Annotated in this window: 24 protein-coding genes; 10 read left to right on the top strand and 14 right to left on the bottom strand. The window is 74.5% G+C overall.

Annotated elements, in window-relative coordinates; genetic code table 11:
* Window positions 1-96: 96 nt before the first annotated feature.
* Window positions 97-1,062 (bottom strand): pirin family protein, encoded by a 966-nt coding sequence (locus tag EV188_RS22835; RefSeq protein ID WP_133828594.1) that lies wholly within the window; start codon window positions 1,060-1,062, stop codon window positions 97-99.
* A gap of 182 nt (window positions 1,063-1,244) precedes the next feature.
* Here EV188_RS22835 and EV188_RS31865 point away from each other — a divergent pair, with 182 nt between their 5' ends.
* The gene (locus tag EV188_RS31865; RefSeq protein WP_166660024.1) at window positions 1,245-2,885 is read left to right on the top strand and encodes a hypothetical protein; all 1,641 of its coding nucleotides are present in this window, start codon (window positions 1,245-1,247) and stop codon (window positions 2,883-2,885) included.
* 3 nt (window positions 2,886-2,888) lie between these two features.
* On the opposite strand, the gene EV188_RS22825 is transcribed toward EV188_RS31865, so the two are convergent.
* The 4 genes from EV188_RS22825 to EV188_RS22810 all read right to left on the bottom strand — a co-directional run bounded on the left by EV188_RS22825 (window position 2,889) and on the right by EV188_RS22810 (window position 5,116).
* Window positions 2,889-3,455 carry a YbaK/EbsC family protein gene (locus EV188_RS22825; RefSeq protein ID WP_133828592.1) on the bottom strand — a complete coding sequence of 189 codons (567 nt, stop codon included), beginning with the start codon at window positions 3,453-3,455 and terminating at the stop codon, window positions 2,889-2,891.
* Window positions 3,452-3,751 (bottom strand): DUF2516 family protein, encoded by a 300-nt coding sequence (locus EV188_RS22820; RefSeq protein ID WP_133828591.1) that lies wholly within the window; start codon window positions 3,749-3,751, stop codon window positions 3,452-3,454. The genes EV188_RS22825 and EV188_RS22820 overlap by 4 nt, the downstream gene beginning before the upstream one ends.
* Window positions 3,752-3,893: 142 nt before the next feature.
* Window positions 3,894-4,619, bottom strand: coding sequence for a hypothetical protein (locus EV188_RS22815; protein WP_133828590.1), 726 nt, complete (start codon window positions 4,617-4,619; stop codon window positions 3,894-3,896).
* Between the two features lie 29 nt (window positions 4,620-4,648).
* A complete protein-coding gene (locus tag EV188_RS22810; protein WP_133828589.1) occupies window positions 4,649-5,116 on the bottom strand; it encodes a helix-turn-helix domain-containing protein in 468 nt (155 codons plus the stop codon).
* Between the two features lie 131 nt (window positions 5,117-5,247).
* Here EV188_RS22810 and EV188_RS22805 point away from each other — a divergent pair, with 131 nt between their 5' ends.
* A complete protein-coding gene (locus EV188_RS22805; protein WP_133828588.1) occupies window positions 5,248-5,670 on the top strand; it encodes a fluoride efflux transporter FluC in 423 nt (140 codons plus the stop codon).
* Window positions 5,667-6,029, top strand: a complete 363-nt coding sequence (locus tag EV188_RS22800) for a fluoride efflux transporter FluC (RefSeq protein WP_133828587.1) — start codon at window positions 5,667-5,669, stop codon at window positions 6,027-6,029. Before EV188_RS22805 ends, EV188_RS22800 begins: the two co-directional genes overlap by 4 nt.
* A 175-nt stretch (window positions 6,030-6,204) precedes the next feature.
* On the opposite strand, the gene EV188_RS22795 is transcribed toward EV188_RS22800, so the two are convergent.
* A complete protein-coding gene (locus tag EV188_RS22795) occupies window positions 6,205-7,413 on the bottom strand; it encodes a DUF445 domain-containing protein (RefSeq protein WP_133828629.1) in 1,209 nt (402 codons plus the stop codon).
* Between the two features lie 657 nt (window positions 7,414-8,070).
* Here EV188_RS22795 and EV188_RS22790 point away from each other — a divergent pair.
* Window positions 8,071-8,649, top strand: a complete 579-nt coding sequence (locus tag EV188_RS22790) for a TetR/AcrR family transcriptional regulator (protein ID WP_133828586.1) — start codon at window positions 8,071-8,073, stop codon at window positions 8,647-8,649.
* A complete protein-coding gene (locus EV188_RS22785; protein WP_133828585.1) occupies window positions 8,637-9,791 on the top strand; it encodes an FAD-dependent monooxygenase in 1,155 nt (384 codons plus the stop codon). Before EV188_RS22790 ends, EV188_RS22785 begins: the two co-directional genes overlap by 13 nt.
* Window positions 9,792-9,794: 3 nt before the next feature.
* Here EV188_RS22785 and asnB read toward each other — a convergent pair whose 3' ends face one another.
* The 4 genes from asnB to EV188_RS22765 form a co-directional block, all read right to left on the bottom strand.
* Complete coding sequence (gene asnB, locus EV188_RS22780) at window positions 9,795-11,654, bottom strand: asparagine synthase (glutamine-hydrolyzing) (RefSeq protein WP_133828584.1); 1,860 nt, start codon at window positions 11,652-11,654, stop codon at window positions 9,795-9,797.
* An 83-nt stretch (window positions 11,655-11,737) separates the two neighbouring features.
* Window positions 11,738-13,219 carry an ATP-binding protein gene (locus EV188_RS22775; protein ID WP_133828583.1) on the bottom strand — a complete coding sequence of 494 codons (1,482 nt, stop codon included), beginning with the start codon at window positions 13,217-13,219 and terminating at the stop codon, window positions 11,738-11,740.
* Entirely contained in the window at window positions 13,216-14,880 is a 1,665-nt protein-coding gene (locus tag EV188_RS22770) for an NAD(P)/FAD-dependent oxidoreductase (protein WP_133828582.1), read from the bottom strand. The genes EV188_RS22775 and EV188_RS22770 overlap by 4 nt, the downstream gene beginning before the upstream one ends.
* 60 nt (window positions 14,881-14,940) lie before the next feature.
* Window positions 14,941-15,870 (bottom strand): hypothetical protein, encoded by a 930-nt coding sequence (locus EV188_RS22765; RefSeq protein WP_133828581.1) that lies wholly within the window; start codon window positions 15,868-15,870, stop codon window positions 14,941-14,943.
* A gap of 163 nt (window positions 15,871-16,033) precedes the next feature.
* Between EV188_RS22765 and mycP the strand changes: the two genes are divergently transcribed.
* The gene (mycP, locus tag EV188_RS22760) at window positions 16,034-17,392 is read left to right on the top strand and encodes a type VII secretion-associated serine protease mycosin (RefSeq protein ID WP_166660023.1); all 1,359 of its coding nucleotides are present in this window, start codon (window positions 16,034-16,036) and stop codon (window positions 17,390-17,392) included.
* Between the two features lie 56 nt (window positions 17,393-17,448).
* Window positions 17,449-18,306, top strand: coding sequence for a nitrilase-related carbon-nitrogen hydrolase (locus EV188_RS22755; protein WP_133828579.1), 858 nt, complete (start codon window positions 17,449-17,451; stop codon window positions 18,304-18,306).
* On the opposite strand, the gene EV188_RS22750 is transcribed toward EV188_RS22755, so the two are convergent.
* The gene (locus EV188_RS22750) at window positions 18,303-19,055 is read right to left on the bottom strand and encodes an E3 ubiquitin ligase family protein (protein WP_133828578.1); all 753 of its coding nucleotides are present in this window, start codon (window positions 19,053-19,055) and stop codon (window positions 18,303-18,305) included. The genes EV188_RS22755 and EV188_RS22750 overlap by 4 nt on opposite strands.
* 97 nt (window positions 19,056-19,152) lie before the next feature.
* On the bottom strand, window positions 19,153-19,992 hold the full coding sequence (locus EV188_RS22745; RefSeq protein ID WP_133828577.1) for a PhzF family phenazine biosynthesis protein: 840 nt from the start codon (window positions 19,990-19,992) through the stop codon (window positions 19,153-19,155).
* A 218-nt stretch (window positions 19,993-20,210) separates the two neighbouring features.
* On the opposite strand from EV188_RS22745, the gene EV188_RS22740 reads away from it, so the two are divergent.
* The 3 genes from EV188_RS22740 to EV188_RS22730 all read left to right on the top strand — a co-directional run bounded on the left by EV188_RS22740 (window position 20,211) and on the right by EV188_RS22730 (window position 22,901).
* Window positions 20,211-21,227: an NAD-dependent epimerase/dehydratase family protein gene (locus EV188_RS22740; RefSeq protein WP_166660022.1), complete on the top strand. Its 1,017-nt coding sequence runs from the start codon at window positions 20,211-20,213 to the stop codon at window positions 21,225-21,227.
* Window positions 21,228-21,256: 29 nt separating this feature from the next.
* Window positions 21,257-22,030: a coniferyl-alcohol dehydrogenase gene (locus EV188_RS22735; protein WP_133828575.1), complete on the top strand. Its 774-nt coding sequence runs from the start codon at window positions 21,257-21,259 to the stop codon at window positions 22,028-22,030.
* A gap of 67 nt (window positions 22,031-22,097) precedes the next feature.
* Window positions 22,098-22,901 carry a S1 family serine peptidase gene (locus EV188_RS22730; protein ID WP_133828574.1) on the top strand — a complete coding sequence of 268 codons (804 nt, stop codon included), beginning with the start codon at window positions 22,098-22,100 and terminating at the stop codon, window positions 22,899-22,901.
* A gap of 3 nt (window positions 22,902-22,904) precedes the next feature.
* Here EV188_RS22730 and EV188_RS22725 read toward each other — a convergent pair whose 3' ends face one another.
* Together EV188_RS22725 and EV188_RS22720 are read right to left on the bottom strand one after the other, a co-directional pair.
* Entirely contained in the window at window positions 22,905-23,084 is a 180-nt protein-coding gene (locus tag EV188_RS22725; RefSeq protein WP_133828573.1) for a hypothetical protein, read from the bottom strand.
* A 148-nt stretch (window positions 23,085-23,232) separates the two neighbouring features.
* Entirely contained in the window at window positions 23,233-23,799 is a 567-nt protein-coding gene (locus EV188_RS22720; RefSeq protein WP_133828572.1) for a 2'-5' RNA ligase family protein, read from the bottom strand.

The following is a 23,799-nucleotide window of genomic DNA, read 5'->3' as shown; positions in this document are numbered from 1 at the left end:
TGGGGCGGGCGGCGTCAGACACCCCCACCTCGCCCGAAGGGCCTTCCTCGTTCAATCAGCCACGCCGACCGTCACCAACGTCCTGGCCGAGTACAGCTAGACGCGCTCGGCGGGGATCGAGCCCAGCCGGCCCGCGTGGAAGTCGACCATCGCCTCGCGGACCTCCTGCTGGGTGTTCATGACGAACGGCCCGCCCCAGGCCACCGGCTCGCGGAGCGGGCGCCCGCCGAGCAGCACGACCTCGAGCTTCGGGTGCCGCCCGTCCTGGCCGGGGTCGGCGGCCACCCGCAGCGACTCGCCGGGCCCGAACACCACGAGCTGCCCGGTGCGCACCGGACGCCGCTCGGCGCCGACCGTGCCGTCGCCAGAGAGCACGTAGAGCAGCGCGTTCTGCTCCGGGTCCCACGGCAGGTGCAGCTGCGCGCCCGGCTCGAGCGAGGCGTGGGCCATGGTCATCGGCGTGTAGGTCGAGCCCGGACCGGCGTGACCGCCGATCTCCCCGGCGATGACCCGCACCAGCGCGCCCGCGTCGGCCGAGGTGAGCAGCGCGGCCTGCCCCGCGCGGAGGTCCTGGTAGCGGGGCTGCACCCACTTCTGCGCCCGCGGCAGGTTCACCCACAGCTGCAGGCCGTGGAACAGCCCGCCCGACACGACGAGCGCCTCCGGGGGCTTCTCGATGTGCAGCACCCCGCCGCCGGCGGTCATCCACTGCGTGTCGCCGTTGCTGATCGACCCGCCGCCGCCGTGGCTGTCGGCGTGCTCGAAGGTGCCGTCGACGATGTAGGTGACGGTCTCGAACCCGCGGTGCGGGTGCCAGGGCGTGCCCTTGGGCTCGCCGGGCGCGTACTCGACCTCGCCCATCTGGTCCATGTGGACGAACGGGTCGAGGAGCGCGAGGTCGACGCCCGCGAACGCCCGGCGCACCGGGAAGCCCTCGCCCTCGTAGCCCTGCGGCGCGGTGGTCACCGAGCGGACGCCGCGCTCGGTGACGCCGACCCGGGCGTCGTCGGGCTCGGGGATGCGGGGCAGGACCGTCAGGTCGGCGACCGTCAGTGCGGGCATGACGCGCTCCTCGATTCGTTGAACCTTCAAGTCTACCGCTGAACGCCGGGCCTCGTGCCCTTGTTCCGCCGCACGAAGATCGTCGTTTCTGCGCTGAATGTCTCCTCAGCGACCCTCGTTCGGGCTACGGTGCGTGCGCAGCTGGTTTCCGTGCGGGGTGCGAGTGGGTACAGGGGGCGGCCTTGGCGGGCGACGACGACACCCGGCGTGACGACCACCCGGGAGCACCTCCCCCGAGTTCCGGCGCCGGACCCGACACCCCCGCCGACGCGGCGCCCACCGAGGTGCACACCACGTCGGCGGCGCCCGACGGCGCGACCACCGTGCACTCGACGGTCGCGCACCAGCAGGCCCCCACCGAGGCTCCGTCGGAAGCGCCCACGGAAGCCTCGACAGAAGCTTCGACAGAGACCGCGACGGACGTCCCGACGAGCTCGGGGACGGACACCGCGACCCCACCCCGCGGCACGCCGGTCGCGGCGCAGGATGTCTCCGCCGACGGCACCCGGCGCCACGACATCCCCCAGGGCCAGACACCCGGTCCCTGGCAGCCCGGCCCGGCGTCGTCGCCGTGGGGCACCGCGCCGGGCACCGGCGGGTTCGCCGCCCCGCCCGGCCAGGCCGCGGGCCCGACGTACGGCACGCCGGCGGGCGGCGCGGGGCCGTGGGGCACGGCGTCGTTCGCCGGCCAGGGCCAGGCGGGCTACCCCCCGCCGGGCTACGGACCGGGCGGCCCGGGTGGACCCGGTGGACCCGGTGGCCCGGGCACCTACGGCTACACCGGCCCGTTCGGCCCGCCGCCGGGCGCGCAGCCGCCCGGGACCGGCACGTCGGGCCCGCGCCGCAAGGGCCTGCTCATCGGCGTCGCGGTGGGCGTCGTCGTGCTCCTGCTCGCGGCCACCGTGGTCCTCATCGCCACGCGCCCGACGTCGCCGAACGAGACGCTCGAGGCGACGGTGAACGACGTGCGCGGCTGGGCGGGCGCCACGTACAGCGGCCGGGTCCCCCACAGCTCCGGCGCCCCGGCGGACCTCGTGATCACCGTCGACCGCGCGGGCAACGCGGCCGGCACCGTCACGCGCGACGGCGGCGGGCGGGCGGAGTTCGTGCTGGCGGGCCGCGAGCAGGCGATCCGCGGCGACCGCGCCTGGTGGGAGCGCGAGGCACCCCGCCCGGAGCTCGCCGACCGGCTCACCGACCAGTGGCTCACCGACGCGTTCACCGTGCTGCCGCGCGGGCTGCGGTCCTGGGACGAGAGCCCGGACGCGATCGCCACCCGGCTCTCGGCGGCCGACGTCACCGAGCAGGACGGCACGGTCGTCGGCGGGCAGGACGCGCGCGTCCTCACGCCCGGCGCCGACGGCCGCAGCGTCACCGTCGTCGACGCGGACGACCCCCCGCGCCTCGTGGCCTTCGAGATCCCGGGGTTCGGCGCCGGCCGGCTCTCGCCGGTCACCGTGAACCGTGCCGAGCCGGCGGCCCTCCAGAACGTCACCGACCTGACCCGCCAGGCGCCGACGATGAAGAGCTACATCGTCGCGATCACCGAGCGACCGCGCCTCGCCCTGACCGTCGAGGGCGGCGAGAGCACCTGCCGCACCCCGACCTGCACGGTCACGGTGCGTCTCGTGAACTCCGGGACCGTCGCGACCACGGGCACGATCGTCGTCACGCTCAACGACGCGGAGGTCGCCCGGCACCCGTTCAGCTCGGCGCCGGGGTCGAACCTCACGTTCCCGACGACGGCGAACAACCCCGTGTACGACCAGCCGGGAGCCTCGATCTCCGCGCTCTGGCGGGCGCGCGTGGAGGGCGGCCGGTAGGGGTCAGCGACCCAGGCCCTCGATGACCTCGGCGCCGGGGATCTCGCCCAGCACCGCGCCGGGGACGAGGAGCTTGCTCTCGCGCAGCCCGCTGCCGACGACGACGGCGGGCGTCGCGAGCACGGCGGCGTCGACGAGCACCGGCCACCCGGTGGGCACGCCGAACGGGGTGATCCCGCCGTAGGCCATGCCGGTGAGCTCGACCGCCTCGTCCATCGGCGCGAACGACGCCTTGCGGACGTCGAGGCGGCGGCGCACGACGGTGTTGACGTCGGCGCGGGTGGTGGCGAGGACGACGCACGCGGCGAAGCGGCGCTCCCCCGAGCGCGCGCCGGCGACGACGACGCAGTTGGCCGACGCCTCGAGCGGCGAGCCGTAGGCCTCGCAGAAGGCGGCCGTGTCGGCGAGATCGGGGTCGATGGCGGCGACCAGGCAGTCGGCCGCGAGCGTCGCGGGCAGCGCGCGGAGGGCGGCCGCGACGGGGTCGGCGACGAGGTCGAGCCGCTCGAGGGCGGGCTCGGGGGCCAGCGACCCGGCGATCGCGCGGGCCGCGTCGGCCGCGGCCGTCACCAGCGCGGGCCCTGCTGGATCTCGATGACGCGCGGCCGCACGTCGACGATGTAGATCAGCACCGCGATGATGCCGATGAGCCAGAGGAAGCTGTACGGGCCGCTGGTGGAGATCGCGAGGATCGCGAGGCCGACACCGGTGATCGCGCACCACACCGGCTTGGTCAGCTTGTCGGCGGCGGTGAAGGCGTCGGAGCGCTGCATGAGGGCGTGCACGAACGCGTAGAGGCCCACGGGAATCCCCAGCAGCCACAGCACCAGCAGCACGTAGCCGTCGAGGTTGTAGAGGACCGACACGCCACCACGATACGTGCCCTCCTCGAAGGGGCGACAGGCGCGCGGTCAACCCCGGACAGGCGACGGCCCCGGGACGGCGGAGCGTCCCGGGGCCGTACGGACCAGCGGTGTCAGCACAGCGTCATGGCTGCGCGACGGGTGTTCAGGCCTTCGGAGCCTTCTTGGCGTTCGCGGTCGCGGTGGCCGCGGACTTCGGCGCGTTCTTCGGGCCCTGCTTCTTCGGGGCCGTGCGGGCCGCGGCCTTGCGGGTCGTGCTCCGGGTCTCGGAGGCGACCTCGTCACCGGCCTCCTTGATGTCCTCGGACAGCTCGGAGCCGGCCTCGGCGACGACCTCGGCGGCCTGCGCGCTGGCGCGCTGGGTGGCGCGGGCGGCACGCTCGCCGACCGAACGGGTCTGCTTGGTGACCTCGGCCAGCCCGGCCTCGCCACGGACGCGGAAACCCTCGACGGCGTCCTCGAGGTTCTTCTCGACGTCCTTCGAGACCTGGTCGACCGTGTCCAGCGCCTGCTTGACCTGCGGCTGGGCCTTGATGTCCTTGTAGCTCTTCTCGCCGCGCTTCACGAGGTCGGCGTAGACGCTGCGGACGGCGGCGAGGTAGCTGTCCACCAGGCGGCGGAAGTCCTCGGTCGTCAGCTTGGAGCGCAGCTCCTGCAGCTCGGCCGGGAGGTCCTCGACGCGGGCCTGCACCTCGGTGGCGCCGGCCTGCACGCGGTTCACGGCGTCGCGCCCGGCGGCGACGGCCACGTCGCCGAGGCCGAGCACCGCGAGCGCCGGGTGGCGCAGCGGGTCGATGGCCTCGGAGACCACCTTGTTGGCCTGGTCGCGGGCCTCGCGGACGTCGAACTTGGTCGGGAAGGTGACCGGCATGGTCGTCTCCAATCCAGGAGTCGGTGTTCCTACTTGCTGACGTTCTCGGTGTCGGTCGCGGCGCTGCGTCCGGCGGCGTTCTCCACGGCGTTCTCCACGGCGTTCTCCACGGCAGCGCTCTCGACGGCACTGCCGTCCACGGCGTTGCCGCGGCGGAAGGACTCGTAGATGTCGGTGAGCACCTGCTTCTGGCGCTCCGACAGGTCCGGGTCCGCGGTCACGGCGTCCAGCACCGGCGAGGACTCCCTCGGCTCGAGAATCCCGGCGCGGACGTACAGCACCTCGGCGGAGATCCGCAGGCCGGTCGCGATCTGGGCCAGGATCTCGGCGGACGGCTTGCGCAGTCCGCGCTCGATCTGGCTCAGGTAGGGATTGCTGATCCCCGCGACCTTGGCGAGCTGACGGAGGGAGACCTCCGCGCCCTCGCGCTGCCGGCGGATGTAGCCCCCGATGTCCTCGACGGCCTGGCCGATCTTCTCGACCCCGTCGCCTGCCACCGGGAACCACCTCCTCCGATCTCGCTGACACCCACGCTAACACGAGTGCTAGCTGGTGCAAGCACTCTGCTTGCGCTGGTCAGGTGTCCTATGGCACACACGGACGGGGGACCGGACTACGGTCGGCCCCGATGAGCAGAGCCCCTGCGACGGTCCTGCGCGGCCAGGGCCCGGCGGTCGCCGCGGTCGCCGCCGGCGGTGTCCTCGGCGCGCTCGCGCGGGCGGGCGTGGGCCTGCTCGTCCCCGTCCCGCCCGGCGGCTTCCCGTGGGGCACGCTCGGCATCAACGTGCTGGGCAGCCTCTTGATGGGCGTGCTCGTCGTCGTGGTCACCGAGGTCCGCACGGCGCATCCGCTCGTGCGCCCGTTCCTCGGGACCGGCGTCCTCGGCGGCTTCACCACGTTCTCGACGTTCGCCGTCGACGCGCAGACGCTCCTGGGCGGCGGGCACCGGGCGACCGCGTTCGCCTACCTCGCCGCCACGATCGTCGGCGCCGTCGGGGCGTGCGCGCTGGCCATGGCCGTGACGCGGCGGGTCGCGGGGGTCCGACAGTGACCGTCCTGCTCATCGCCCTCGGCGCCGCGGTCGGCGCCCCCACCCGCTACCTGACGGACCGCTGGCTGCAGTCCACCCGCGGCACCGGCTTCCCGTGGGGGACGTTCACGGTCAACGTCGCCGCCTCGTTCGTGCTGGGCCTCGTGCTCGGCGGCCCCGCCCCGCACGCCGTCGTCCTCGCGGTGGGCGTGGGCTTCTGCGGGAGCCTCTCGACCTGGTCGACGCTGGCGTACGAGACCGTCCGCCTGACCCACGAGCGCGCCCGCACCGCGAGCGTCATGAACGTCGTCGCCTCGACCCTCGCCGGCCTCGGCGCCGCGGGGCTGGGCCTGGCACTGAGCACCGTTCTGTGGCGTTGAGCCGCGCACCGACCATGATCGCTGTTGTGGTGACGTTCGATGTCGGATTCGACAGCGATCGTCACCGAGACGCCGATCACCGAGCGTCCGACGGCCGTGATCGCCACAGGTGCTCCGGAGACCACGTGACAGGGGGTCGACGGAGCACCTGGAGCGATCTTCGAGTCAGGAACACCTACACCAGCAGCTCGCCGACCGAGTAGATGACGAGGCCCGCGAGGGCGCCGACGAGCGTGCCGTTGATGCGGATGAACTGGAGGTCGCGGCCGACCTGCAGCTCGACCTTGCGCGAGGTCTCCGGCCCGTCCCAGCGCGCGACGGTGTCCGAGATCAGCGTCGAGATCTCGCTCGAGTAGCGGCCGACCACGTACGACGCGGCCTCGACGATCCAGCCGTCGATCTTGTCGCGGAGATCCTCCTCGGTGTCCAGGCGCACGCCGAACCGCGTGATCCCCTCGGTGACCCGCAGCCGCAGCTGCGACGACGGGTCCTCGGCGGCGTCGAGGAGCATCGCCTTGCCGGTGGCCCACGCCCGCGAGATCAGGGCCTGGACGTCGGGGTGCTCGAGCAGCTGCTGCTTGATCGCCTCGACGCGCTCGCCGGTCTCCGGGTCGTCCTGCAGGTCGCCGGCGAACGAGACGAGGAAGCGGTCGATCGCCCCGCGCAGCGGGTGCTCCTGGTCGGACTTCACCGCCCACGCGAACGACAGCGCCTCGGCGTAGAGGCGGTCGGCGATGAGCCCGTCGACGAACCGCGGGGACCAGCTCGGCGCCTGCTTGCTGACCAGCGCCATCACGGTCTCGTGGTTGTTGCGCACCCAGTCGTAGGCGCGGTCGCAGACGAGGTCGACGAGACGCCGGTGCGAGCCGTCGGCCAGGACGCCCGCCAGCAGCCGGCCCAGCGGCGGCCCCCAGGGCTGGGCGACCACCCGTCGCGTCACGGCCTGGTCGACGACGGCCTGGATCTCGTCGTCGCGCAGCACGGTGACCGCGCCGCGCACGACGGTCGCGAGCTCGGCGGTGACCCGCTCGGCGTTGCCCGGGCTCGAGAGCCAGCTGCCGAGGCGGGCCGAGATGCGCGCGGCGCGCAGCTTCTCGCCGACCACCGTCGGCGCGAGGAAGTTCCCGCCGACGAAGTCGGACAGGCTCGCGCCGAGCTGGTCCTTCTTGCGCGGGATCAGCGCGGTGTGCGGGATCTTGATGCCCAGCGGGTGGCGGAAGAGGGCCGTGACCGCGAACCAGTCGGCGAGCCCGCCGACCATCCCGGCCTCGGCGGCCGCGCGCACGTAGCCCGTGAACGCGGGGCCCCCGTTGTTCTCCCACAGCAGGAACACGACCCACACGACGGCGGCGCCGAGCAGGAAGCCGAGCGCGACGCCCTTCATGCGGCGCAGGCGGGCGCGCTTCTCGGGGTCGTCGACGAACCCGGTCGGCGTGGCGCCCCCCGCACCCTTCCCCGGGCGGGCCCGGGCATCCTCGGTGCCGGCGCTCGCCGTGCTCACGGCGGGCACCGGACGGACGACGGGGTCCGTGGGCGGATCGATCTCCGAGGAGCGGTCCGGTCCCTGGGCGGTCTGCACGCCCTCCAGTGTCCCACCGGCGGCGCCGGGCGCCGGGGCCGTGCGCTCCCTGCACGATCGGGCGGTGAGCACCAGGGTGGCGTGCATCACGCCGCTCGCGTCACCCGCTTCGGTGAACCGCGCCACCGCCTGGCGCGAATCGCGGACAGGACGGCGAGAGTGCGTATCGCCCGGGCGACTTCGCTCGTTGGACTGTTGTCGTTGCCGCCACAGTTCGCGCCGAAGTCGTCGCACGGTCGTCACGGCCGTCGGTCGCCCCGGGGCGACGCGGGCGTCGACGGACCTGATGACCCCCGAGCCGTCCCTGCAGGGGACGACCCGGTCCCCCGTGCGACCGACCGCGCCCGGCCGCACGGGGTCTCGCGTCCCCCGGTCGCCGTGCTGCCCCACGGTGACCGGGGGGCGCCCCTTCTCCGGCCATCGATTTTGGACGATCGACCAATTCGCTGGTAGAACGGCGACGTGGGCAACGACCGGGGCCGGAGCACGCGCGCCGCGGTCCTCGACGCCGCCGCCGACCTCGTCGGCGAGCTGGGCTGGGGCCGCGTCAGCACCCGCGCCGTGGCCGAGCGCGCCGGTGTGCGCCCCGGGCTCGTGCACTACCACTTCGCCTCGCAGCAGGAGCTGCTCGCCGAGGCCGCCACCGGACGTCTCGCGACGCTGACCGGCGAGGGCCTCGACGCCCTCGAGGACACGCCGGACCTGCCCACGGGCCTCGCGCTGCTGCGGGAGTCCGTCGCCCACGTCGACCCCACCGACCCGGTGCACCTGCTCATGGCGGAGACCCACCTCGCCGCCTCCCGCGACCCCGTGCTCGCCGACGCCGTCCGCGGGGTCGTCGCCGTCTTCCGCACGAGGCTCACCGGGTGGCTGGTCAGCCGCGGGGTGCCGAGCGCGACCGCCGGCGAGTCGGCCGCCCTGCTCACCGCGGTCCTCGACGGGATCGCCCTGCACCGCGCCCTCGACCCGGAGCTGCCGCTGCGTCGCGTCGACGACCTGTTCGAGGCCCTCACGACGGGAGGACGGCCGTGCACGCCGTGATCAGCGGTGCCGGCATCGCCGGGCTCGCCACCGCCCACGCCCTCGCCGGTCTCGGCTGGCGCGTCACGGCCGTCGAGGCCGCGCCCGCGCCGCGCCGGGGCGGCTACATGATCGACTTCTTCGGTCCGGGGTGGCCCGCCGCGGAGCGCCTCGGGGTGCTGCCGGCGCTCCGCCGTCGCGGGCGCCGCTACCGGTCGGCCCGCTACGTCGACCCGGGCGGACGCACGACCGGCCGCCTGCCGCTGGCGGCCCTGGTCCCCGTGGCCGGCGGGCGCTACTTCTCGATCCTGCGCCCGGAGATCGAGGAGGCGTTGCGCGAGACCCTGCCGCCGGCGGTCTCGATCCGCTACGGACGCACCGTCACCGCCGTCGAGCAGCGGGTCGACACCGACGCGCCGGTCGCGGCGACGCTCGACGACGGCGAGGTCCTCACCGGCGAGCTCCTCGTCGCCGCCGACGGCCTGCACTCCGGGGTGCGGCGGCTCGTGGTCGGTCCCGAGGAGTCGCTGCTGCGCCCGCTGGGGTTCCAGACCGCCGCGTTCCTCGGCGCCCACCCCGAGCTCGCGGCCCGGCTCGGCGACGAGGTGCTCCTGACCGACGTGGTCGGCGGCCAGGTCGGGCTGTTCGCCGTGGACGACGAGCGCGTGTCCGTGTTCGTCGTGCGCCGGGGCGGCACGCGGCTCCCCGACGACGCCCGGCGGGCGGTCGCCGACGAGCTGGGCCGCCACGGCCCCTGGGCCGCCGCGGTCGCCGACCTGGTGCCCGACGACCCCTTCCTGGACGTCGTGGCGCAGTCGGTCGTGCCGCGCTGGGTGTACGGCCGGGTGCTGCTGGCCGGCGACGCCGCGCACGCCGTCTCGCTGCTCGCGGGCCAGGGCGCCTCGCTGGCGATCGCGGGCGCCGCGTCCCTGGCGGACGCCGTCGCGGCGCACGACGACCTCGACGTCGCGCTGGCCGAGCACGAGCGGGCGTGGCGGGCGGTCGTCGAGCCCGTGCAGCGCTCGGGTCGGCGGGCGGCCGGGGCGTTCGTCCCCCGGCACCGTCGCGACCAGTGGGTGCGGCGGTCGGTCCTGCGCGCGGCGCGGCTTTCCCTGGTGAGCCGGCTCCTGGCGAGCCGGCTCACCGGGGCCGCCACGCACTGAGCGCTACAGCGACAGCGTCGGGCGGTAGCGGCGCAGCCACGAGTCCATCTGCAGCACGGACTCCAGCTTCGCGCGGTCGGTGTCGATGCTCGGGCCGTCCTGCGGCGCGTCGATCGCGCCCCGCAGGGCGTCGACGTCGAGGAGCTCGCGCACCGGGGCGTCGCGGTCGGACACCAGGTCGGCGATCGAGGCCCGCAGCGCCTTCTCGTAGCCCGGGTCCTGCGTCGACGGGTACGGGCTCTTCACCCGGTCGACGATCGACGCCGGCAGCAGGTCGCGGGTCGCCGCGCGCAGCAGGCTCTTCTCGCGGCCGTCGAACGTCTTCAGCGCCCACGGTGTGTTGAAGACGTACTGCACGAGGCGGTGGTCGCAGAACGGCACGCGCACCTCGAGGCCGCTCGCCATGCTCATGCGGTCCTTGCGGTCGAGCAGGATCTGGACGAACCGCGTCAGGTGCAGGTAGCAGACCTCGCGCATCCGCCGCTCCTGCGCGGACACCCCGTCCACGTGGGGCACCTCCGCGATCGCGTCGCGGTACGAGGCGTCGACGTAGTCGCCGAGGTGGAGCTTCTCGCGCAGGTCGGGCGCGAAGTGGGAGGTCGAATGGTCCAGCGGCCCCATCCGCGTCGCCGCCATCCACGGGAACGTGTCCGCGTTGACGGCGTCGGCGTCGTGGAACCAGCGGTAGCCGCCGAACACCTCGTCGGCCGACTCCCCGGACAGCGCCACGGTGGAGCGGCCGCGGATCGCCTTGAACAGCAGGTACAGCGAGGTGTCCATGTCGCCGATCGACACCGGCACGTCGCGCGCGGCCAGCACGGCGGCGCGGGCGTCGGGGTCCATGAGGTCGTCGTTGGACAGCGTGATCGCGGCGTGGTCGGCGTCGACGTGCTCGGCGAGCTCGCGGACGTAGGGGCCGTCGGGGGTGTCGCGCATGGGGTCGGCGGAGAACGCGTCCTCGTAGCCGACGAAGTCCACCGAGAACGACCGCACGGGGCCGGCGTCCTGCGCGCGCAGCTTCTGCGCCGCGAGCGCGGTGATCGCCGAGGAGTCCAGGCCGCCGGACAGCAGCGAGCACAGCGGCACGTCGGCGATGAGCTGGCGGTCCACGATGTCGTCGAGCAGCTCGCGGACGTGCGCGACCGTCGTCTCCTGGTCGTCGGTGTGCTCGAGGGCCTCGAGCTGCCAGTAGCGGTGGACGTCGATGCCCTCGCGGCGCACCCGCACCCACGACCCCGGGCGCACCTCGTAGAGACCCTTGTAGATGCCGTGCTCGGGCGTCTTGACGTGCGCGAGCAGCTCGCGCATCCCGTCGAGGTCGAGGACGGCCTCGCTGCGCGGGTGGGCGAGGACGGCCTTGGGCTCCGAGCCGTAGAGCACCCCGTCCGGCGTCGGGTAGTAGTACAGCGGCTTGACGCCCATGCGGTCGCGCACGAGGAAGAGCTCCTCGCTGCGCGTGTCCCACATCGCGAAGGCGAACATGCCGTTGAGGCGCTCGACGACGTCGGCGCCCCACTCCAGCCAGCCGACCAGCACGACCTCGGTGTCCGACGCCGTGCGGAACGCATGCCCGCGGCCCTCGAGCTCGCGGCGCAGCTCGCGGAAGTTGTAGACCTCGCCGGAGAACACCAGCGTCAGCAGCGTCTCGCCGCCGCGCTCGAGCGTCATCGGCTGGCGCCCGCCCGGCACGTCGACCACCGCGAGACGGCGGTGGCCCATCGCGGCGTGCGCGCGGCCGTCCTCGCCCGAGAGCCACAGCCCCGCGTCGTCCGGGCCTCGGCAGCTCATCGTCTCGACCATCGGTTCGACCTCGGCGCGGTCCACCCCGCGCGCCAGGTCCACGGCTCCCGCGATGCCACACATGGCCACGACCTCCTCGTCGACGGTGACGGAGGAGGACTGCCCTGATATTTAGCTTACGTAACTAAGTAAAGCTCACTTTGATGTCACACCGACTCGTCCTCGTCCTCGGCCGGCACGTCCTCGCGGGCCGGGCCCTCGAGCGGCAGGCAGACCTCGAACGTCGTGCCCCCCGGGCCGGTGTGCACGCGGATGTCGCCGTGGTGCTTCTTGACGACGATGCGCCACGAGATGTCCAGGCCGAGGCCCGTGCCCTCGCCGACGTCCTTGGTGGTGAAGAACGGCTCGAAGATGCGCGGGCGGACGTCGTCGGGGATGCCGGGGCCGGTGTCGCCGATCTCGACGATCGCGTGCGGCCCGTCGCGGCGGGTGCGGATCGTCAGCGTCCCGGTGCCGTCGCCGTGCGCGTGCATGGCCCCGACGGCGTTGTCGATGATGTTCGTCCACACCTGGTTGAGCTCGGCGGCGTAGGCCGGGATCTTCGGCAGGTCCGGGTCGAGCTCCTTGACGATCTGGATGCCCTCGAACTTGCGGCTCATCATCACCATGGTCGACTTCAGGAGGTCGCGCAGGTCGACCTCCTGGAACGGCGCGCGGTCGAGCTGCGAGTACTGGCGAGCCGCGCCGACGAGGTTGGAGATGCGCGCCGTGGCGTCGGTGATCTCGCCCATGAGCGTCTCGGTCTCGACGGCGTAGGCGATCCAGCGCACCGCCGCCTCGATCGACCCCTCGGGCACCGCGCGCTCGACCTTGTCCAGCCACTCGGCGTCCAGGCCGCCGGCGACGAGGACGGGCGCGAGGTCCCAGGCGCCGCCGACCCCCCGGTCGTCGAGCCAGTCGCCCAGCTCGTCCTCGGCGTCCGAGGCCTCGAGCGCGGAGAGCTCCGGGGCCGTCTCGGCCCGGTTGACCGCGTCCTCCTGCAGCTCGACGAGCTGCGCGACGGTCGGACCGTCGAGCTTCCCGCACGCCAGCAGGCCGAGCTTGTGCCGCATGCCGGCGACGCGGCTGCGCAGCGACTCGGTGGCGCGCTGGGCCGCGGCGGCGGGGTTGTTGAGCTCGTGGGTCAGGCCCGCGGACAGCGACCCGAGGGCGAGCAGGCGCTCGCGCTCGCTCTGGATCGTCGACGTGCGGCGCATGCCGACGACGAGGCCCTCGAGCAGGTGGATCGGCAGCGGGAACCAGGTGCGCAGCGCGTCGGCCCACTCGGCCGCGGGCAGCGCGAGCAGCGTCGACGGCCGGGTCGCGCGCAGCGTCGACTGGTAGGTCTGCTCGGCGCTCGGGATGTAGGCCTGCATCGAGCCGCCGTAGGCGCCGCGCTGAGAGGTGCGGGTGGTCTCCACCTCGTCGCCACGGATCGTCTGCGCCATCGAGATCTCGCCCGTGAGCAGCACCCAGAAGCAGCTCGCCGGCTCGCCCTCGCGGCACACCGTCTCGCCGGCCGGGAACGCCACCCGGTCGCCGTGCGCGGCCAGCCAGTCGAGCTGGTCGTCGTCGAGCTTCTCGAACAGGAACAGCTCGCGCAGCTCGTCGCGGGTGACCTTGTCGGGCAGCTGCTCTGTCGTGGTCATCGGTTCTCCAGCCATCGGTGCACCAGACTCACCGCCATCGCGCCCTCACCGACCGCGGACGCGACGCGCTTGACCGAATCGGCCCGGACATCGCCGACGGCGAAGACCCCGGGCACGGACGTCTCCAGGTGGAACGGATCCCGGTCCGGTTCCCATCCCGCCGGGGCACGTCCGTTCTCCTCGCGGGGCAGGTCGGGCCCCGTGAGGACGAACCCGCGGGCGTCGCGGGCGACGACGCCGTCCAGCCAGTCGGTGCGCGGGGCGGCGCCGATGAACACGAACAGCCAGGAGGCCTCGACCGTCTCCTCGGCGCCGGTGTTCCTGTCACGCAATGTCAGCTTCTCGAGGTGGTCGGTGCCGGCGGCGGCGCAGACCTCGGTGCAGGTGCGCACCTCGATGCGCGGGTTCGCCTCGATCTGCTCGATCAGGTAGTGCGACATCGACGCCTGCAGCGACGGGCCGCGGACCAGCATGACCACCTTGGCCGCGTGGCGGGAGAAGTTCATCGCCGCCTGGCCCGCGGAGTTCGCGCCGCCGACGACGTAGACGTCCTGCGCCGCGCACGACGCCGCCTCGGTGGCCGCCGCGCCGTAGAACACGCCCTGGCCGGTGTGGTCCTCGAGACCCGGGCAGTCGAGCATCCGGTACGCGACGCCGGTGGCCAGCACGACGGCGTGCGCGGTGATCTCCGAGCCGTCGTCGAAGCGGACGACGCGCGCCCGCCCCTTCGGCTCGAGGGCGGTGACCGTGCGGGTGGTGAGCACCTCGGTGCCGAACTTCTCGGCCTGCAGCCGGGCCCGCATCGTCAGCTGGTCGCCGGAGACGCCGTCGGGGAAGCCGAGGTAGTTCTCGATGCGGCTCGACGTGCCCGCCTGGCCGCCGGTGGCCCGGGACTCGACGAGGACCGTGCGCAGGCCCTCGGAGCCGCCGTAGACGCTCGCGCCGAGCCCGCCGGGCCCGCCGCCGACCACCACGAGGTCGTAGACCTCCTCGGACGCGGTGGTCGCGAGCCCGGCCGCCTCGGCGACCTGCGCGTCGGTGGGCTGCACGAGCGTGCGCCCGTCCTCGGTGATGACGATCGGCAGCAGGTCCGGGTCGGCGCCGGCCGCCTCGAGCAGCCGGGCGCCCTCGGGCTCCTCGGCGCGGAAGAAGTCGTAGGAGACCTGGTTGCGCGCCGCGAGGTCGCGCAGCTCGTAGGAGCGTGACGACCAGCGGTTGCCGACGATCCGGATGGTCGCCGCCGGGCGGTCCGACGACTCGCGCCACGCGGTGAGCAGGGAGTCGACGACCGGGTAGAGCTTCTCCTCCGGCGGGTCCCAGGGCTTGAGCAGGTAGTGGTCGAGGTCGACGACGTTGATCGCGGTGATCGCCGCCTCGGTGTCCGCGTACGCCGTGAGCAGCACGCGGCGCGCGCGCGGGAACAGGTCCATGGCCTGCTCGAGGAACTCGACGCCCGACATCCGGGGCATCCGCTGGTCGGCGAGGATCACCGCGACCTGCTCGCCCCGCAGCGCGATCTCGCGCAGGGCGTCCAGGGCCGCGGGCCCGGACTCCGCCCGCACGATGCGGTGGTGCTCGCCGTACTCGCGCCGCAGGTCGCGGGCGACGGCGCGGGACACCGCGGGGTCGTCGTCGACGGTCAGGATCACCGGGCGGGCCACGACGTCCAGCCTAGGCCCCGGGACCACGCTTCTCGATCGATTGAGCGGACGGCGAACTCGTCAGTCACTGCTGGTGCTGCCGCCGTCGCTGCCGGTGTCGTTCCCGCCGCCCGACGAGCTGTCCGAGGAGCCCGTGTCCCACCACGACGAGTCGTTGCCGCCGTCCGACCCGCCGCCCGTGAGCGGCGCGTCGCGGGCCGCGCGGATCTTCCCGTCGAGCTCGGCGACGAACCAGAGGACGAAGGCGGCCCCCGCCGGCGACAGGCGCTCGGGCACGCGACCCGACGGCCGCACCCGCCCGCGCCGGGCCCGCCCGACCTGCACGAGCCACGCCGTCCCGTCGTCGTCGACGAGCGTGCGCCGCGGCACCGGGAACGCACCGCGCACCTCGCAGCGCAGCGTGATCCCCTCGACGGCGATCTCCCAGCGCCGACGACCCGCCGGGCCGAACCGGCGCGCCACGAGCACCGGGCCATCGGGGCCGCTCGCGGTCATCTGCCCGGAGCGGGCGCGCAGGCGCAGGCGGCGCCGGCCGTCGTCGAGGAACGCGCCGGGCCCGCCGCGCTCCTGGCGGTCGCGGACGGTGACCGCACCGGGGACGTGGTCGACCTCGACGAGGTAGCGGACCCGGTCCTTCGTGTCCGCCACCGGGGCGTCCGGGTCCCGCACGGCGACCGGCTGGCCGACCCCGTACTCGCGGACGTCGTCGCGCACGCGACGCCGCACGGCCGACACCAGCTGGTGCACGAAGCCCCAGACGAGGAACGGCGCGAGGATGATCACCGCGGTCAGCACGTTCACCGCGCCGTCGTCGGCGATGCCGGGTTCCGGCGAGGGGTCCCGGCCCACCGCGATCGCCGCGGCGACGGCGGCGAGCACGAGCGCGCCGAGCCACCAGAGCCAGCGCTGGTGCCCCAGGCGCCGCGGGGACCACCGGGGCGCGGGACCGCCGCCGGGCAGCCGGTCCTCGCGCGTCGTCGTCGTGGTCATCGTTCCTCCCGAGATCAGGATGAATACTACGGAGAGAGACGACAAGGCGGACAAGTAGGCCATCGGGGTGAACGCTCAAGTTCCCCAGTTGCCGCGGCGACCACCGACCGCCACCTCGCGAAAGCGCCCACCCGCGCGCCGCGCACCTCCTACGCTGCGAGAGGTGCGGGAGATCCTCGGACGGGCGGTCGTCGCGGCGCTCGTCGCCGGGCTGGTCGTCGCCGCGCCGGGAACGGCCGTCGCCGACGCGCCCGTCCCGCCCCCGCCCGACCCCGCGGCGCTCGCGCGGCTCGACGCCGCCCCACGCCCGCTGCCCGGCGTCCGGGCGCGCGTGCCGTGCGTGCGCTCCGACGGGGGCGGCGCGATCCCGGGCGCACCGTGGACCCAGCAGCGCCTGCGCTTCACCGACGCCTGGCGCTTCACCCGCGGCGCGGGCCAGACCGTGGCCGTGATCGACACCGGCGTCAGCAGGCACCCTCGTCTCGCCGGCCGCCTGGTCGACGGCGGCGACTTCGTCGGCTCCCAGGGCGGGCTGCTCGACTGCGACGGCCACGGCACCCTCGTCGCCGGGATCATCGCCGCCGCGCCCGACCCGTCCACCGGGTTCGTCGGCGTCGCCCCGGACGCGCGCGTGCTCTCGATCCGCCAGTCCAGCGCCACCGTCGCCACCACCGCGCCGGACGGCTCGACCACCGGCGGCGGCGGCAACGTCGACACGCTCGCCGAGGCGATCCTGCGCGCGACGCGGCTCGGAGCGACGGTCGTCAACATCTCGGAGGCCGCCTGCGTGCCCGCTGCCGACGCGGGCCGCGGCCTCGCCGCGCTGCGGGCCGCCGTGCGCGCGGCCGTCGACGCGAACGTGGTCGTCGTGGCCGCCGCCGGCAACGCCGGGACCGGCGCGTGCGTGCAGTCGCCGGACGGCCAGAGCTCGGGGCAGGTGGTGGCGCCGGCGTGGTTCGGCGACGACGTGCTGTCGGTCGGCTACACGCGCCGCGACGGCCTCCCCGCACCTCAGAGCATCCGGGGCCCATGGGTGTCGCTCGCCGCGCCCGGCTCGGAGATCGTCTCGCTGGACCCGGCGGGGCCCGGGCTCGTCGACACCATCACCCCGATCGGGGCCGGGCGCCCGATCGCCATCGAGGGCACGAGCTTCGCCGCGCCCTACGTGAGCGGGGTGGTCGCGCTCGTCCGTGCCCGCTACCCGGGGCTCGACGCGCGCCAGGTGATGGCGCGCGTGACGTCCTCGGCCGACCGCCCCACCAGCGGCCGTGACGACGCCGTCGGCGCGGGCACCGTCGACCCCGTCGCGGCCGTCGCCGACGTGCGCCCGGACGAGTTCAGGGGCCCCGGACCGGCGTCGGTGTCCCCCGCCGGGGCGGGCCGGGTCGACCTGACCGACGGCCGGGATGCACACTCCGGATCGCGCACCGTGGCGCTGGTCGGGTCGGCCGTGGCGATGGCGCTGCTGGGCGGGGCCGGTCTCATCGTCCTCGTCGCGCGACGGGCACGCCGGTCGCGCTGAGGCGGCCGGGGTGTCCCGGTGTCGTCCCGTCCCCCTCGACCCCGAGGAGCCCCCGAGTGCGCATCACCCTCGCCCAGACCGACGCCGCGCTCGGCGACCTCGACGGCAACCTCAAGCGCGCCGAGCGGGTCGTCAGCGAGGCCGTCGAGACCGAGTCCGACCTCGTCGTGTTCCCGGAGCTGTCGCTGTCCGGGTACCAGATCGGCGAGGTGCCCCAGGACCTCTCGCTGTCCCCCGACGATCCCCGGCTGCTCAAGATCTCCGAGCGGGCGGGCGACGCCGGCGTGCTGCTCGGGTTCCCCGAGGCCGGCGGGCACGGCCTGCACACCTACAACAGCGCGGGCTACTACGAGGGCGGGCGCCTCGTCCACACCCACCGCAAGCTCTACCTGCCGACGTACTCGACGTTCGAGGAGCGCAAGCACTTCCTGCCCGGCCAGCACTCCCGCGCCTACGGGGTGCGCGGCGGCCGGCACCGCGCGGCCACGCTGATCTGCAACGACGCCTGGCAGCCGCAGGTGGCCTTCCTGTCGGTGCAGGACGGGGCGCACCTGCTGCTCGTGCCCGCGAACTCGGCGCAGTCGATGTCGCCCGAGCGCTACGACTCCAAGGAGTACTGGCGCAACATCACCACGTTCTACGGGCGGCTCTACCAGCTGTTCGTGGTGTTCGTGAACCGCGTCGGCGTCGAGGGCGGGCTGACCTTCTGGGGCGGCAGCCACGTCGTCGACCCCTGGGGCGAGGTCGTCGGCGAGTGCGGCGAGGGCGCCGAGGCCGAGGAGACCTGCACGATCGACATCGACCTCGCCGACGTGCGCCGGCGCCGCCGCGACATCCCGCTCGTGCGCGAGGCGCGGCTGGGCCTGCTCCGCCGCGAGATCGACCGGCTGCTCGACGAGGGCGGGGATCTCTAGGTCAGCAGGTCGACCACGACGAGCACGGCGCCGATCACGGCGAGGGCCGTGCCGCCCCACGCGAACCACCGCTGCGAGCCGACCGCGCTGTCGCGGATCTCCTGCTCGGTGCGCGTCGAGACGATGAAGTGGTCCGACGACGACTCGGGCTTGCCGATGACCAGCGGGCCGATCCTGTCGTGGACCTCGCCGAGGACGTAGAGCCGCTGGCCGGGGCGGATGACCCACTCGGTGTAGGTCATGCCCAGCGACTCGCTGCCGCGGTCCCAGAACCCGCTCGAGCCGCCGCCCGGCTCGAACCGCTCGTGGATCTTCTCGGGACGGTCGGGGGCGGTGCCGTTGGGGTCGACGCCGATGATCCCGGTGTCGTCGACGAGGGCGTAGCCCTGGCGCGAGGTGTCGTCGAGGACGGTCTCGCTGCGCTCGCGACGGTGCCAGTCGCCGTCGGAGTCGCGGTAGGACTCGCTGACCTTGTGGACGACGGTCTGGCGGTACCAGACGCACTCGACGCCGCTCTGGGGCGCGCGCAGCGGGCCGTCGGGGTGCGGGTGCGCCGCGCCGACCACCTCGCAGACCTTGCGGAACCCGCCGGTCGTGCCGAGGTCGACGAGCGTGCGCCGGTGCTCCTCGAGCTCGGCGATCGGCAGCGTCTCGGCCGCGATCATGGCGTGGCGGCGCTTGCGGGATCCCTGGGCGGCGAAGAAGCCCGCGACACCGAGCGCGACCAGCACGAGGCCGACGATCCACATGACTGGTGACTCCCTGTGCCGGTCGGCGGGCAAACGCTACAGAGAGTAGGCGAGAGTCGGACAGAACACCAGCCCGTGATCCGCGCGGGTGACGACCTCAGATCTTGGTGGCCGCCGCGAGCAGCTCGCCGCGACTCACGGTCACCGCGTCGCCCCGCAGGTACACGCGCTCGCCGGCCAGCTCGACGCCGACCTCGCCGCCGCGCGGGGAGAGCTGGGCGCCGACGAGACGCTCGCGGCCCAGGCGCTTCGCCCAGTAGGGCGCGAGGCAGCAGTGCGCCGAGCCCGTCACCGGGTCCTCGTCGATGCCGACGGCGGGGGCGAAGAACCGCGAGACGAAGTCCGGCGCGCCGGGGCTCGGGTCGTCGCCCGCGCGCGCGGTGACGATCACCCCGCGCCCGCTGGCGGCCTTGAGCACCGACAGGTCCGGCTCGAGGCCGCGGACCTCCTCGGCGGAGGGGATCTCGACGAGGACGTCGTAGCGGCAGCGCGCGAGCTCGACGACCGCGGCGCCCAGCGCGTCCGCGAACTCGTCGGCCAGGTGGCCGTCGGGCAGCGCCGAGACCGGCTCGTCGACGGGGAAGTCGAGCTGGATGCCGCCGCCGGCCAGCGCCTCGGCACGCAGCACGCCGGAGGCCGTGCGGAAGGCGATGGGCGAGGTCGCCAGGCCCTGCTCGAAGAGCACGTGCGCGCTCGCCAGCGTCGCGTGCCCGCAGATCTCCACCTCGACGGTCGGGGTGAACCAGCGCAGGCCCACCTCACCCGTCTCCGCGAGCGTCGAGAGGTCGACGAACGCGGTCTCGGAGACGTTGACCTCCGCGGCGACCGCCTGCATCCAGGCCGCGTCGTCGGCGTCGGTGAGGCACACGCCGGCCGGGTTGCCGGTGAAGGGCGAGGACGTGAAGGCGTCGACGAGGTGGAGCTGCACGCCGTCCATGGTGCCGTGCGCGCCTCCCCGGCGGGAGCCGGTGGGCCGCCCCGGAGCGTGGGCCTCACCCCACCACGCTCCGGGAGCGGGTTCCGGTGGGAATCGCTCTTGACCACAGAAGGTCACATCTTTCGCATGCGTCAGCCAAGCACCACCACACGGTCGGCCGAAGATCGCTACCCACAGCTCGACGGGTGTCACCGACCGCGGGCGGGGTAGCCGCCGGGGTGCGACTCCTGGTGCTCGGCGGTGGCGGGTTCCTCGGTCATCACGTGGTCGCCGAGGCGCGGCGCGCCGGCCACGACGTGACGGTGGCGAGCCGTTCCGGCACCCGGCCGTTCCCGGACGTCGAGGCGCTGGCCGTCGACCGGTACGGCGATCTCTCCGCCCTCGACGGGCGGACCTTCGACGCGGCCCTCGACACGTTCTCCGACCCCGACGCCGTCCGGGCCACCGCGGAGCGGCTGCGCGGGTCGGCCGGCGCCCTCGGCTACGTCTCGGGCATGAGCGTCTACCACCCGGACGGCCCGGCGGTGCCCGACGAGGACGCCCCGGTGCGACGGCCCGGCGAGGCGTCGCCCGACGACCCGCTGCAGGAGCGCTCGCTGGCCAAGCTCGGCGCCGAGGACGCGGTCACGAGCGTCTTCGACGGGCCGGTGACCGTGCTGCGCGTCGGGATCATGGTCGGGCCCCGCGACCCGTCCGACCGTTTCACCTGGTGGCCCGTGCGCCTCGCCCGCGCGCTCGCCGGCGAGGCGTCGCGCACCGTGCTGGCGCCCGGCGACCCACAGCGCGCCGTGCAGTACAGCGACGCCCGGGACATCGCCGCCTTCGCGGTCCGGGCGCTGGGCGACGGTCGCGCCGGGGTCTTCGACACGGTCGGGCCCCTGCGCGCGCAGCCCCTCGCGGCCGTGCTCGACGCGTGCCTCGAGGCCGCCGGCGGCCGCCCCGGCGACGTCACCTGGGCGTGGGCGGGCGAGGACGCGCTGCGCGCCGGGCTGCACGACGTCGAAGAGGAGGCGCGCCCGCTCTGGTTCCCCGAGGACCAGATCCCGCAGGACGCGATCGACTCCTCCGCCGCGCGGGCCGCGGGCCTGCGGTTCCGGCCCGCCGTCGAGACCGCCCGCGACGTCCTCGCTTGGCACCGCGACCGCGGGGAGCCGGCCCTGGCCGCCGGGTTCGACGCCGCGCAGGAGGCCGCGCTGGTGCGCCGGTGCGCCGAGGGGACTGCGCCGACGGGGTGACGCGGGGGCCTCGCTACTGTGATCCCGCCATGAGCACGGTCTTCCTGGTCAGCGGAGCCTCCTCCGGGGTGGGGCGCGCGCTCGCACAGTTCCTCACGCGCCACGGCGTGTCCGTCATCGGGCTCGACCGGCGCGAGCCACCCGACCGCGAGATCCCGCACGTCGCGTGCGACCTCGCCGACCCGGGCTCGATCGACGCCGCCGTCGACCGCCTCGACGGGCAGGTCGACGCGCTCGCCAACGTCGCGGGTGTCCCGGGCACCGCGCCCGTCGAGACCGTGCTCGCCGTGAACTTCCTCGGCATGCGCCACCTCACCGAGAGCCTCGTCGGGCGCATCCGCCGCGGCGGCTCGGTGGTCAACGTGTCGTCCTCGGAGGGCCGGCACTGGGTCGCGCACCTCGCCGAGCTCCGGCCGCTGCTCGCCACCCGGACGTTCGCCGAGGGCCTGCGCTGGTGCCGCGAGCAGCGCCCCGACCGCCCGGTCTACGACGTGTCGAAGGAGGCCGTGCTCGCGTACACGACGGCCTCGTCGACGCTGACCTGGGGCGACGGTGTCCGGATGAACGCCGTGGCCCCGGGGACGGTGCGCACGCCCTCGCTGCCCGAGGTCGAGCGCTCGACCGACCCGCGCCGCCTCGCCCGCCAGCGCACCGCCGCCGGACGCGACGCCGAGGCCTCGGAGATCGCGTCGGTGGTCGCCTTCCTCATGTCGAACGAGAGCCGCTGGGTCAACGGCCAGACGCTCGCGGCCGACGGCGGGGTCTCCGCGGCGACGACCTGGGCGGCCCTACAGTCCCGCTGACCGTCACCCGATCGTGATCTGTCCGTTGGACGAGGCGGATGTGCACTCGGCCCGCGGGAGATCACGCATGGGAGCACGACGCAGGACGGCCGCGCTCGCGACGGGGGCGGCCCTCGCCGCAGCCGTCTGGCTCGGTGGCGCCACGGCCGTCGCCGCCCCCGGCGACGCCCCGGCCCCGACCGCGCCGGGAGTGCACCCGGGCGTGCAGACCCGCACCGATGGCGCCCAGTGCACCGCGAACTTCCTGTTCCGCGACGGGGACGACGTCTTCGTCGGCCAGGCCGCGCACTGCTCGGGCACCGGCGCGGCGACCGAGACCGACGGCTGCGACTCGGCCTCGCTGCCGCTGGGCACCGAGGTCGAGGTCGGCGGCGCGAGCAAGCCGGGCGAGCTCGTCTACAACTCCTGGCTCGCGATGCAGGAGGCGGGCGAGACCGACCCGGACGCGTGCGCGTTCAACGACTTCGCGCTGGTGAAGCTCGCTCCCGAGGACGCGGCAGCCGCCTCCGGCGCGGTCCCCTTCTTCGGCGGGCCGAGCGGCGTGGACACCGACGGCAGCGGGGTCGGCGAGGTCGTGCGCAGCTACGGCAACTCCGAGCTGCGCGGCGGCGTCACGCTGCTCAGCCCGAAGATCGGCACGGTCGCCGGCGAGCACGGCAACGGCTGGAGCCACGACGTCCTGACCGTCACCCCGGGCATCCCCGGCGACTCGGGCAGCGCGTTCCTGTCCGCGGACGGCCGCGCCCTCGGCGTGCTCTCGACGCTGCAGTTCGCGCCGGTGCCCGCGAGCAACGGCGTGAGCGACCTCGCGAAGATGCTGGGCTACGCCCGCGACCACGGCGCCGGCGACGTCGAGCTCGTCACCGGCTGATCCTCAGGGCGCCAGGACCCGGCGCGTCCGCCCGCCCGTCGCGGTCGTCGGGTGGGCGGACGAGGCGCGTCGGCGCGCCTCCGCGGCCCGGCGGTCGGACCGCCCGGACCACGAATGCACGGCCAGGTACAGCGGCACCCCGATCACCACGACCGAGACCACCGCGAACACCACCAACGCCACGACCCACTCCACGCCGAACCCCCAGCGTCGCGCCGACTCTCGCCGGGACGTCGCTCGATCGGGTGACGCCGTTACGTGGGCGCCGGTTGGTGTGACGTGTTCTCGACGGTCGGCGCCGGGGACGGGCCGAGCGGTCGGTTCGCGGCCGTCACCGGCGATGACCGGTCCCCGGCCGTCGGTCCAGCGGCGCCTCGGCGACCACCCGCCAGTCCCCCTCGAACGAGCCGGCGAGCAGGTGCACCCGGTCGATCCCCGCGGTGATCGGCAGTCGCGGGGCGAGATCGTCGGCCGCGCGCTGCAGGGCCTCGAGCGACGAGTGCCGCCGGTAGCCGACGGTCAGGTGCGGCACGGGCTCGTGCTCGCCCTCGTAGGGCGGGTGGTCGGGGAAGGCGCGGTGGACGCGCTCGGTCAGCTCGGCGAACGGCGCCGCCGGCGACGGGGCGAGCCACACGTAGTCCTCGCCGAACCAGCGCACGGCGTCGAAGGTGGCGTCGAAGCGCCCGACACCGGCGACGGCCCGACGCAGCCGGTCGACGGTCGCGGCGTCGACGGCCTGCGCCGGCACGAACGGGAAGAGCACCGTCACGTGCGCGGGCACGCCCTGCGGGGCCGACGGGTCCAGCCGGTCCCGCAGCGCGCCGACCACCGGCTCGGCCTCCGGGACCAGCACGAGGACGGCGGTGTGGGTCGCCTGTGGAGGAACGCCGACGAGCAC

The organism is Actinomycetospora succinea (assembly GCF_004363095.1).
Taxonomy (GTDB): domain Bacteria; phylum Actinomycetota; class Actinomycetes; order Mycobacteriales; family Pseudonocardiaceae; genus Actinomycetospora; species Actinomycetospora succinea.
This window is presented reverse-complemented; position numbering and strand designations above follow the sequence as displayed.

Coding starts and splice junctions, on each gene's coding strand:
- EV188_RS22745 (WP_133828577.1), bottom strand. CDS start 19,992: ATGGACGGCGTGCAGCTCCACCTCGTCGACGCCTTCACGTCCTCGCCC.
- EV188_RS22775 (WP_133828583.1), bottom strand. CDS start 13,219: ATGACCACGACAGAGCAGCTGCCCGACAAGGTCACCCGCGACGAGCTG.
- asnB (WP_133828584.1), bottom strand. CDS start 11,654: ATGTGTGGCATCGCGGGAGCCGTGGACCTGGCGCGCGGGGTGGACCGC.
- EV188_RS22815 (WP_133828590.1), bottom strand. CDS start 4,619: ATGCCGGTCACCTTCCCGACCAAGTTCGACGTCCGCGAGGCCCGCGAC.
- EV188_RS22795 (WP_133828629.1), bottom strand. CDS start 7,413: ATGAAGGGCGTCGCGCTCGGCTTCCTGCTCGGCGCCGCCGTCGTGTGG.
- EV188_RS22835 (WP_133828594.1), bottom strand. CDS start 1,062: ATGCCCGCACTGACGGTCGCCGACCTGACGGTCCTGCCCCGCATCCCC.
- EV188_RS22765 (WP_133828581.1), bottom strand. CDS start 15,870: ATGACCACGACGACGACGCGCGAGGACCGGCTGCCCGGCGGCGGTCCC.
- EV188_RS22805 (WP_133828588.1), top strand. CDS start 5,248: ATGAGCAGAGCCCCTGCGACGGTCCTGCGCGGCCAGGGCCCGGCGGTC.
- EV188_RS22750 (WP_133828578.1), bottom strand. CDS start 19,055: ATGTGGATCGTCGGCCTCGTGCTGGTCGCGCTCGGTGTCGCGGGCTTC.
- EV188_RS22730 (WP_133828574.1), top strand. CDS start 22,098: ATGGGAGCACGACGCAGGACGGCCGCGCTCGCGACGGGGGCGGCCCTC.
- EV188_RS22735 (WP_133828575.1), top strand. CDS start 21,257: ATGAGCACGGTCTTCCTGGTCAGCGGAGCCTCCTCCGGGGTGGGGCGC.